Annotated in this window: 12 protein-coding genes; 8 read left to right on the forward strand and 4 right to left on the reverse strand. The window is 53.3% G+C overall.

All coding sequences use genetic code 11. The features are described from left to right. Positions 1–35 precede the first annotated feature (35 nt). Positions 36–1,064, reverse strand: a complete 1,029-nt coding sequence (gene epmB, locus H7A81_RS06120; RefSeq protein WP_166933791.1) for an EF-P beta-lysylation protein EpmB — start codon at positions 1,062–1,064, stop codon at positions 36–38. Between the two features lie 41 nt (positions 1,065–1,105). Between epmB and efp the strand changes: the two genes are divergently transcribed. From efp to epmA, 4 genes are all read left to right on the forward strand, one after another. Further along, positions 1,106–1,672: an elongation factor P gene (gene efp / locus H7A81_RS06125; protein ID WP_034826669.1), complete on the forward strand. Its 567-nt coding sequence runs from the start codon at positions 1,106–1,108 to the stop codon at positions 1,670–1,672. Between the two features lie 55 nt (positions 1,673–1,727). Continuing rightward, positions 1,728–1,862, forward strand: a complete 135-nt coding sequence (locus H7A81_RS06130; protein WP_034826667.1) for an entericidin A/B family lipoprotein — start codon at positions 1,728–1,730, stop codon at positions 1,860–1,862. Between the two features lie 104 nt (positions 1,863–1,966). Continuing rightward, on the forward strand, positions 1,967–2,101 hold the full coding sequence (locus H7A81_RS06135; protein WP_038649531.1) for an entericidin A/B family lipoprotein: 135 nt from the start codon (positions 1,967–1,969) through the stop codon (positions 2,099–2,101). Between the two features lie 159 nt (positions 2,102–2,260). Then, complete coding sequence (gene epmA, locus H7A81_RS06140; protein WP_058961869.1) at positions 2,261–3,238, forward strand: elongation factor P--(R)-beta-lysine ligase; 978 nt, start codon at positions 2,261–2,263, stop codon at positions 3,236–3,238. A 69-nt stretch (positions 3,239–3,307) separates the two neighbouring features. On the opposite strand, the gene degS is transcribed toward epmA, so the two are convergent. The 3 genes from degS to zapG all read right to left on the reverse strand — a co-directional run bounded on the left by degS (position 3,308) and on the right by zapG (position 6,360). Next, the gene (gene degS, locus H7A81_RS06145; protein WP_034826661.1) at positions 3,308–4,387 is read right to left on the reverse strand and encodes an outer membrane-stress sensor serine endopeptidase DegS; all 1,080 of its coding nucleotides are present in this window, start codon (positions 4,385–4,387) and stop codon (positions 3,308–3,310) included. 86 nt (positions 4,388–4,473) lie between these two features. Next, positions 4,474–5,844: a serine endoprotease DegQ gene (degQ, locus tag H7A81_RS06150; protein ID WP_058961870.1), complete on the reverse strand. Its 1,371-nt coding sequence runs from the start codon at positions 5,842–5,844 to the stop codon at positions 4,474–4,476. A gap of 111 nt (positions 5,845–5,955) precedes the next feature. Continuing rightward, positions 5,956–6,360 (reverse strand): Z-ring associated protein ZapG, encoded by a 405-nt coding sequence (gene zapG, locus H7A81_RS06155; protein ID WP_034826655.1) that lies wholly within the window; start codon positions 6,358–6,360, stop codon positions 5,956–5,958. 184 nt (positions 6,361–6,544) lie between these two features. On the opposite strand from zapG, the gene zapE reads away from it, so the two are divergent. The 4 genes from zapE to H7A81_RS06175 all read left to right on the forward strand — a co-directional run. Beyond that, positions 6,545–7,672: a cell division protein ZapE gene (zapE, locus tag H7A81_RS06160; RefSeq protein WP_058961871.1), complete on the forward strand. Its 1,128-nt coding sequence runs from the start codon at positions 6,545–6,547 to the stop codon at positions 7,670–7,672. 239 nt (positions 7,673–7,911) lie between these two features. After that, positions 7,912–8,340, forward strand: a complete 429-nt coding sequence (rplM, locus tag H7A81_RS06165) for a 50S ribosomal protein L13 (protein ID WP_034826650.1) — start codon at positions 7,912–7,914, stop codon at positions 8,338–8,340. A gap of 15 nt (positions 8,341–8,355) precedes the next feature. Then, positions 8,356–8,748: a 30S ribosomal protein S9 gene (gene rpsI / locus H7A81_RS06170; RefSeq protein ID WP_034826648.1), complete on the forward strand. Its 393-nt coding sequence runs from the start codon at positions 8,356–8,358 to the stop codon at positions 8,746–8,748. Between the two features lie 327 nt (positions 8,749–9,075). Beyond that, positions 9,076–9,478: glutathione S-transferase N-terminal domain-containing protein (locus tag H7A81_RS06175; protein WP_182057001.1), on the forward strand; the 403-nt coding region annotated here is incomplete at its 3' end.

Consider the following 9,478-nt stretch of genomic DNA (forward strand, 5'->3'; position numbering starts at 1 on the left):
GGCTTTTTTTGTGGGCGCAATGTCTCGCGCGGCGGTTATTCCTGACGTAGCTGTAAATCCAGCGGCGTTTTACTTGGCTCTCCGCCAATCTCGCGCGCCAGTTTTGGCACCATGTAACCTGAGACCATGGTCAGCAGCTGGCGTACCAAGGCACGCGCTTCATCATCCGAAACAAAGAAATGCGCCGCGCCCTGTACTTTATCCAGCACGTGCAGGTAATAGGGCAGAATACCGGCATCAAACAACGCGTTGCTCAGATTAGCCAGCGCGTGTGCATCATCATTGATACCGCGCAGCAGCACGCTTTGATTAAGTAAAGTGACGCCCGCACGTTTGAGCATCTGCATGCCGTAGTGCAGCTCATCGTCAATCTCTTGCGCGTGGTTGATATGACTCACCATCAGCACTTGCAGGCGCGTTTCGGCCAGAATCTGGCATAACCCTTCGGTAATACGTGCGGGAATCACCACCGGGAGGCGGCTATGAATGCGCAGACGCTTCAGGTGGGGGATTTTCTCCAGCGCGCCGACCAGCCACGCCAGCTCATGGTCTTTGGCCATCAGCGGATCGCCACCCGAGAAGATAATCTCATCCAGCTCTGGATGCTCAGCGATGTAATCAATCGCCGCCTGCCAGTTGCGCTTATTGCCCTGATTATCCTGATAGGGGAAATGGCGACGGAAGCAGTAGCGGCAGTTAACCGCACAGCCGCCTTTCACCAGCAGCAAAGCACGGTTTCTGTACTTATGCAGTAAGCCGGGCACCACACTGCTTTGTTCATCCAGCGGGTCGGTGCTGTAACCAGGCGCATCGACAAATTCCTGACGGCTGGTTAATACCTGCAGCAAAAGGGGGTCGTGCGCATTGCCCGGCGTCATGCGTTGAATGAAGGCACGCGGCACGCGCAGCGCAAAAAGCTTGCGCGCATCGTTGCCTGCGGCCAAATCCGCATGCTGTTCGAGAGATAAAAGTCGCAGTAATTCAGTAGGATCGGTGACAACATCAGCAAGTTGCTGCAACCAATCTTCTCTGATGGGGGGATTTAGGGTTACAATGTTTGCCATTTTTTTGGCTATTACCAGTTCAATATTTACAGAGGGCCTTTATGGCGACTTATCTTAGCAACGATTTCCGTCCCGGTCTTAAAATCATGTTCGAAGGCGAGCCATATGCCATCGAAGCCAGTGAGTTCGTTAAACCGGGTAAAGGCCAGGCATTTGCACGCGTTAAAATGCGTCGTCTGCTGACCGGTTCTCGCGTTGAGAAGACCTTCAAATCTACCGACTCTGCCGAAGGCGCAGACGTTCGTGATATGACGCTGCAGTACTCTTACAACGACGGCGACTTCTACTACTTCATGCACCCAGAGTCTTTCGAGCAGTATCAGATCGAATCTAAAGTGCTGGACGACGTGACCAAATGGTTGCAGGACAATGCGGATTGTATCGTTACCCTGTGGAACGATAAAGCGATCGCTGTTCAGCCACCGAACTTCATCGAAGCAGAAGTCATCGAAACAGATCCAGGTCTGAAAGGTGATACTGCCGGTACCGGCGGCAAGCCAGCGACCCTGTCTACTGGCGCAGTGATCAAAGTTCCACTGTTCGTCCAGATTGGCGAAGTGGTTAAAGTTGACACCCGCTCTGGCGAATACGTTTCTCGCGTAAAATAATTGCCAAATCAGGCGCATCACTCGATGCGCCTTTTTTCTCTATGAGTTCAGAATAATGAAAAAGATGGCGAAATTGGCTGTTTTTGCGTTGCTGGTCTCTTCTGCTTTAAGTGCCTGCAACACTTTCCACGGCTTTGGTGAAGACGTCTCCCATTTGGGCGGTGCCATTTCACGCGCAGCTGATAAATAAATTGCGAGGGCGCCGCCTTTTTTCAGCGGCTTAGCCAGCAAGGTTTTGTATAAGGTCTATGCTTGAATGGCTGTACTTTTACTGCAACCAACAAGGATATGGCTATGTTAAAGAAAAGTATTGTCGCGATTCTTTCTGTTCTGGTGCTTTCCTCTGTGTTGACCGCCTGCAACACCACCCGTGGTGTTGGCGAGGACGTTCAGGCCGGTGGCAAAGCGATTCAGCGCAGCGCACAGTGATCCAAACCGGTGCGAAACCCGATTTCGTACCGGATTCCCTGATTCCCTCTTTCTTTGTCTGAAAAAGCACCGCTAACGCCTTCGATCCCGTCACGCCGTTGTTTGCCGTAGCCAATACGGGTAGACTTCTCCCCCTTATCTGTATAAGGAGTCACCAACATGAGCGAAACGGCAAGCTGGCAGCCGAGCGCACCCATTGCCAATTTGTTGAAACGCGCCGCTATTTTGGCGGAGATTCGTCGTTTCTTTGCCGATCGCGGCGTGCTGGAGGTCGATACCCCGGCGATGAGCCAGGCGACCATCACGGATATCCATCTGGTGCCGTTCCAGACGCGCTTTGTGGGTCCAGGTGCAGCGGAAGGGCGCGATCTGTGGCTGATGACCAGCCCGGAATATCATATGAAGCGTCTGCTGGCGGCGGGCAGTGGCCCAATCTATCAGATGGGACGTTGCTTCCGTAACGAAGAAGCAGGGCGCCACCATAATCCTGAGTTCACCATGCTGGAGTGGTATCGTCCTCACTACGATATGTATCGCCTGATGAATGAAGTCGACGATCTGATGCAGCAGGTGCTGGAGTGCGATAGCGCCGAATCTTTATCGTATCAGCAGGCATTTATTCGCCATCTGGAACTTGATCCTTTGTCAGCGGATAAAACACAGCTGCGTGAAGCCGCGACGAAGTTGGGTGAGGGTGAACTGGCGAATCGTGAAGAAGACCGCGATACCTTGTTGCAGCTGCTGTTTATGCTGGGTGTTGAGCCGAAGATTGGTAACGAGAAACCGTGCTTCGTGTATCACTTCCCGGCCAGTCAGGCGGCATTGGCCGAAATCAGCACTGAGGATCATCGCGTCGCGGAGCGTTTCGAGGTGTATTACAAAGGCGTGGAGCTGGCTAACGGCTTCCGCGAATTGACCGATAGCCGCGAACAGCGTCAGCGCTTTGAGCAGGATAATCGTCGCCGTGCAGCGCGTGGTTTACCGCAGCATCCGATTGATACCAACCTTCTGGATGCGCTGGCACATGGCATGCCTGCATGTTCAGGTGTGGCGTTGGGTGTGGATCGTTTGATTATGCTGGCGTTGAAAGCTAATGCATTAAGCGACGTGATTGCCTTCCCGGTGGATCGCAGCTAATCATTCTTGCTCAGGCAGGGTGTTTCAGACAACAACGGCGCATGTATTGCGCCGTTGTTTATTTAAGGGTTACTGCTGCGTCGTGGGTGCGGCTGGCGCTTCGGGGAACTCCTGAATAGTGACTGGCAGCATCATCTTTTGTTCGTTACGCAGAACCTGCACCTGAATCACCGATCCTGGACGAATCTCGGCGACCTGATCCATGGTTTCCTGCGCCGACAGCGCCGGTTTGCCGTTCACCTGTAAAAGCACATCATTGGCTTGAATACCTGCCCGATCGGCTGGCCCGCCTGGCGTAACCTCACTGACGATAATACCCTGTGCACGATCCAGACTGCTGCCCTGACCGTGTAGCGGCGGCAGCTCACGGCCGGTGATGCCGATATAGCCACGAATGACCCGACCGTCACGAATCAATTTATCCATGATCTTGGTTGCTAACGCGGTTGGAATCGCAAAGCCAATCCCTTCCGGCGTTTCGCCATCATTGCTTTTATCAAATGTCAGGGTGTTAATGCCCATTAGTTCGCCGAGCGAGTTAATCAGCGCACCGCCTGAGTTGCCCTGATTGATGGATGCATCGGTCTGCAGGAAATTTTGACGACCCGATGAGCTCAAGCCCACGCGCCCGGTGGCACTGATAATGCCCTGAGTGACGGTCTGCCCGAGGTTGTAGGGGTTACCAATCGCCATCACCACATCGCCGATATGTGCGATACGGTTAGCGTTAATCGGAATCACCGGCAGGTTAGTGGCGCTGATCTTCAGCACCGCTAAATCGGTCATCGCATCTGAACCCACTAAGGTGGCTTCAAAGAAACGACCATCCTGCAACGCCACAATGATCTGGTCGGCGTTATTAATGACATGCTTGTTCGTGAGAATGTAGCCTTTCACGTTCATGATCACGCCAGAACCCAGCGTGGTGATACCGCGATTATTGTTGCCATGGGCACTGCGGTTGTAGACGTTGACCACCGCAGGCACAGCGCGGCGCACCCCCTGATTGAAGCTCACGGGGGATTCATCATCACTGTTGTCATGATCAAAGGTGACGTTGCTGCTCATACGCAGCGCAGGGATCGCTACCAGCAGCAAACCCGCTACGATCAGGCCCATCACCACAGAACGCAAAAGTTTAAGAAACATGGTGTTATTTCAGGAAAGGTGGGATCGCTGGGCAGAATAACATGAGAAAGGCGGACAAACACCTGCTTGTCCGCCTGTTGCGAGGATTATCGCATAAGTAAGTAAATGCTCTCGTCGCCACGCACCACGTTCAGTGCCAGGATCGCGGGTTTACTTTCCAGCGCTTTACGCATTTCAGCCAGCGAGGTCACGCGATCTCGGTTCACACCGACAATCACATCATCTTTCTGCAAACCTGCCTGCTCAGCTGGCGTGCCTTTTTCGATGGCATCCACTTTCACGCCTTTATCGCCGGCTTTAGAGGCACCATCGCTCAAGGTGGCACCTTGTAACGCCGGAGACATCAGTTGGGCGCTGGCGGTGGTTTGCGCGCTCTGTTCCAGCGTCACGGTCACCGTCACCGGTTTGCCTTCACGCAGCAGACCAATTTTCACCTGCTGACCCGGTGGGGTGGTGCCCACTTTTACGCGCAACTCGGCAAAGCTGGTGATCGCTTTGTCATTGATGGAGGTGATGATGTCGCCCGCTTTAATGCCCGCTTTCTGCGCCGCCGAGTTAGGCAGCACTTCAGAAACAAAGGCACCACGCTGAGCGTCAACGTTAAAGGCTTTGGCGATGTCAGGCGTCATTTCGGTGCCTTTAATGCCCAACTGACCGCGTTTCACTTCACCAGACTGAATCAGCTGCTGCGCGAGGTTCATCGCCATATTGCTGGGAATCGCGAAGCCGATACCAATGTTGCCGCCGCTGGAGGCAAGAATCGCGGTGTTGATACCAATTAGCTCGCCATTCAGGTTCACCAGCGCACCGCCGGAGTTCCCCCGGTTAATCGCCGCATCGGTCTGGATGAAGTTTTCCAGGCCTTCAAGGTTCAACCCGCTGCGGCCCAACGCCGAAATAATGCCGGAGGTGGCCGTTTGGCCAAGACCGAAGGGGTTACCGATAGCCACAGCAAAATCGCCCACTTTCAGGGAGTCGGAGTCGGCGATTTTCACCTGCGTCAGATTTTTAGCGCCTTCAACCTGAATCAGCGCGATGTCGGTTTGCTCATCATGGCCAATCAGCTTGGCATCATATTCATTGCCATCGCTGAGCTGGACGCTGATTTTATCGGCACCGTTGACCACGTGATTGTTGGTGAGAATGTAACCTTTAGCCGCATCAATGATGACACCTGAACCAAGGCCCTCAAACGGTTGCGGCTGAGATTGTCCCGGTGCCTGGCCAAAGAAGCGCTTCAGCGGTTCAGGAATATCCTGTGCCTGCTGGCCGCTGTCGGTGCCTTCAACATGCACGCTAACGACCGCGGGCAGAACTTTTTCCAGCATGGGTGCCAGACTCGGCAGTGCTTGTCCCTGCACCTGTGCGGGCAGCGTCGCCATCGCGCCAGGCGTTGCCGCCAGACTCATCCCAATACTCAAGGCTAATGCGCTTAACAGTCGTGCTTGTTTTTTCATTGCTACAACGCTCTCGCTGCGAAAGAAGAAAGGGGATAGAAAGTGTGACAGTAGTTTGGCGTAAGTGTTCGGAAAACAAAAAGGGCACAGCTAAGCTGTGCCCCAAAAGGATTATTTACGCGGTGTACGGTCGCTGCCGCGCAGCAAACCGGATGCGCCATCAGAGTAATCACGCGGCATCTGCACCGGTGCCTGATCGTTATCCGCTTCGGCTTCCGTTAACTGATAAGCAAACGGATTTTTTTCGCCCGGCAGATTTGGCAGCAGGTCATTCGAACCCTTTGCCATATGCTGATACAGCTGGCGGTAATCATGTGCCATGTTGTCCAGCAATTCTGCGCTGCGCGCAAAGTGGTTGGTGAGCTCTTCGCGATAATCTGCCAGCTCAGCCTTCGATTTTTCCAATTCGTACTGCATGCTACGCTGCTCACGCAGCTTCTTGTTGCCAAAACGCATGACAACTGCGCCGACAATAATGCCAATCACTAAACCAATCAGCCCGTATTCCCAGGTCATAATGACTCCCGTGTAATTTCCGTTGCTTCGTAGGGCATTGCTTCTGTTTCCACTTCAATAGCAGTCACTATACCCAATAATCTTATGGAAGTGGAACTCTCGGGCTGCATCGCTTAGTGTAGTGCGGCCTAATTTTCGCCAACCGACCCGTGAATCGGACTTTTTCAGGGATTCTGAGAGAACCATGCAAACCTCATCTCCGCTTGCCCGCTATGAGCAGGCGCTATCACAGGGCGAGTTTCGCCCGGATGATGTACAACGCGAAGCCATTACCCGCCTGGATGCGATCCAGCAAGGATTGATTGCCCGTAAGCCCGCGCCTGAACCCGCCGCTAAAGGGCTGTTTGGCCGCCTGTCGAAGCTGATGTCCAAAGAGAAAAGCAGCAACGAAGCGCCGGTGCGCGGGCTGTATATGTGGGGCGGCGTGGGTCGCGGTAAAACCTGGGTGATGGATTTATTTTTTCAGTCTATTCCTGGCGACCGCAAACTTCGTCTGCATTTCCACCGCTTTATGCTGCGGGTCCATGAAGAACTGACCCAGTTACAGGGCCATAGCGATCCGCTGCTGATTGTGGCCGACCGCTTTAAAGCAGAAACCGATATTCTCTGCTTCGACGAATTCTTTGTGTCCGATATTACCGATGCGATGCTGCTGGGTACGCTGATGGAAGCACTGTTCGATCGCGGCATTGCGCTGGTGGCGACGTCCAATATTCCGCCTGACGATCTCTATCGCAATGGCCTGCAGCGCCCGCGTTTTCTGCCCGCTATCGAACAGATCAAACGCCATTGTGATGTGATGAACGTGGATGCGGGCATCGACTACCGCTTGCGTACACTGACATCCGCGCATCTGTGGAATTTCCCGCTTAACGATGCCACGCATGCTGAAATGGAGCGCATGTTCCGCGCCTTGTCCGGCAAGCCGCGTGAAGATGCGCCGGTACTGGAAATTAACCACCGTCAGATGCCAACGCTGGGCGTTCATGAAGGCGTGCTGGCGATTGATTTCCTCGCGCTGTGTGGCGAAGGGCGCAGTCAGCATGACTACATCGAGCTATCACGCCGCTTCCACAGCGTATTGCTGTATGATGTGCCGGTGATGATTTACAAGACCGAAGATCAGGCACGCCGCTTCCTGGCGCTGGTCGATGAATTCTACGAACGCCACGTGAAACTGGTGGTGGCGGCCGAAACCTCACTGTTTGAAATTTATCAGGGCACGCGCCTGAAGTTTGAGTATCAACGCTGCTTGTCACGTTTGCAGGAGATGCAAAGCGAAGAGTATTTGCGTCTGCCGCATCTGCCCTGATGGCGTGGGCAAAAATCGCAGGATTTCGATGCAAAAAGGTTCGATCTTTGAGTTCGACTTCTCTATAATCTTGCGACCCCACGTTACAGCATCGGTTTTCTTTCCCAGGAACTCGATGTGATCCGGTAACTCACTTGAAGGGGTGGCTTGCTGGGCAAAATGGTCGTGTGAGCCTCAATCGTTTACTTAGCGTTTGGGATTTCACCAACGTGTAACTTTTTATTTGGGTAAGCTTTTCAATGAAAACTTTTACAGCTAAACCAGAAACCGTACAGCGTGACTGGTATGTTGTTGACGCAACGGGCAAAACCTTGGGTCGCCTGGCGACTGAACTGGCGCGCCGTCTGCGTGGTAAGCACAAAGCGGAATACACTCCGCACGTTGATACCGGTGATTACATCATCGTTCTGAACGCTGAGAAAGTTGCTGTAACCGGCAACAAGCGTACTGACAAGATTTACTATCACCACACTGGCCACATCGGTGGTATCAAGCAAGCGACCTTTGCAGAGATGATCGAGCGCCGTCCTGAGCGTGTGATTGAAATCGCGGTTAAAGGCATGCTGCCGAAAGGCCCACTGGGTCGTGCTATGTACCGTAAACTGAAAGTTTACGCAGGCAACGAGCACACTCACGCGGCGCAGCAACCGCAAGTTCTTGACATTTAATCGGGATTATAGGCAATGGCTGAAACTCAAAACTACGGCACTGGTCGCCGCAAAAGCTCTGCCGCTCGCGTCTTCATCAAGCCGGGTAGCGGTAACATCGTCATTAACCAGCGCTCACTGGAGCAATACTTCGGTCGCGAGACTGCACGCATGGTCGTGCGTCAGCCGCTGGAGCTGGTTGATATGGTTGGTAAATTTGACCTGTACATCACCGTTAAAGGTGGTGGTATTTCTGGTCAGGCTGGTGCGATCCGTCACGGTATCACACGCGCTCTGATGGAATACGACGAGTCTCTGCGTCCTGAACTGCGTAAAGCGGGCTTCGTTACCCGTGACGCACGTGAAGTTGAACGTAAGAAAGTCGGCCTGCGTAAAGCACGTCGTCGTCCGCAGTTCTCTAAGCGTTAATTGTTGCTGCTTCGGCAGACACAATTTGCTCAAAAAACCCGCTTCGGCGGGTTTTTTATTGTCACCATTCACGATTTTTCACGCTAAAAACGCGAGCTTTACCCGCATTTTGCCCGCAAATCATTATCCCTGCCCCACAAGCTGCTTAAAATCTGGTAAACTCACTGACACTTTGCGCCCGCAAGCCGGAGCGTTGTGCGTGTTATTTCTGTCGGGACGACGGGAAAGCGCCACTGACGTTGGCTGTGTGCGAATCTGATGAGCAGGTGAGTCGCCGCGTGGTTGGCTATTCGCAGTATCTTTTTGTGAACAAACTTGGAGGTTTTCATGGCTGTCGCTGCCAACAAACGTTCGGTAATGACGCTGTTTTCTGGTCCGACTGACATTTTTAGCCATCAAGTACGTATTGTACTGGCTGAAAAGGGCGTCAGCGTGGAGATCGAGCAGGTTGAAACGGATAACCTGCCGCAGGATCTGATTGACCTCAACCCGTATCGCACTGTACCAACGCTGGTCGACCGTGAACTGACGTTGTATGAATCACGCATCATCATGGAATACCTGGATGAGCGCTTCCCGCATCCACCGCTGATGCCTGTTTACCCGGTTGCCCGTGGTGAAAGCCGCCTGATGATGCATCGCATCGAGCAGGACTGGTACACCCTGATGCGTGCCATCGAAACCGGTAACAACGCTGAAGCAGATGCCGCGCGCAAACAACTGCGTGAAG

Source organism: Pantoea sp. ME81 (assembly GCF_903970985.1).
Taxonomy (GTDB): domain Bacteria; phylum Pseudomonadota; class Gammaproteobacteria; order Enterobacterales; family Enterobacteriaceae; genus Pantoea; species Pantoea communis.

Coding starts and splice junctions, on each gene's coding strand:
- epmB (WP_166933791.1), bottom strand. CDS start 1,064: ATGGCAAACATTGTAACCCTAAATCCCCCCATCAGAGAAGATTGGTTG.
- efp (WP_034826669.1), top strand. CDS start 1,106: ATGGCGACTTATCTTAGCAACGATTTCCGTCCCGGTCTTAAAATCATG.
- H7A81_RS06130 (WP_034826667.1), top strand. CDS start 1,728: ATGAAAAAGATGGCGAAATTGGCTGTTTTTGCGTTGCTGGTCTCTTCT.
- H7A81_RS06135 (WP_038649531.1), top strand. CDS start 1,967: ATGTTAAAGAAAAGTATTGTCGCGATTCTTTCTGTTCTGGTGCTTTCC.
- epmA (WP_058961869.1), top strand. CDS start 2,261: ATGAGCGAAACGGCAAGCTGGCAGCCGAGCGCACCCATTGCCAATTTG.
- degS (WP_034826661.1), bottom strand. CDS start 4,387: ATGTTTCTTAAACTTTTGCGTTCTGTGGTGATGGGCCTGATCGTAGCG.
- degQ (WP_058961870.1), bottom strand. CDS start 5,844: ATGAAAAAACAAGCACGACTGTTAAGCGCATTAGCCTTGAGTATTGGG.
- zapG (WP_034826655.1), bottom strand. CDS start 6,360: ATGACCTGGGAATACGGGCTGATTGGTTTAGTGATTGGCATTATTGTC.
- zapE (WP_058961871.1), top strand. CDS start 6,545: ATGCAAACCTCATCTCCGCTTGCCCGCTATGAGCAGGCGCTATCACAG.
- rplM (WP_034826650.1), top strand. CDS start 7,912: ATGAAAACTTTTACAGCTAAACCAGAAACCGTACAGCGTGACTGGTAT.
- rpsI (WP_034826648.1), top strand. CDS start 8,356: ATGGCTGAAACTCAAAACTACGGCACTGGTCGCCGCAAAAGCTCTGCC.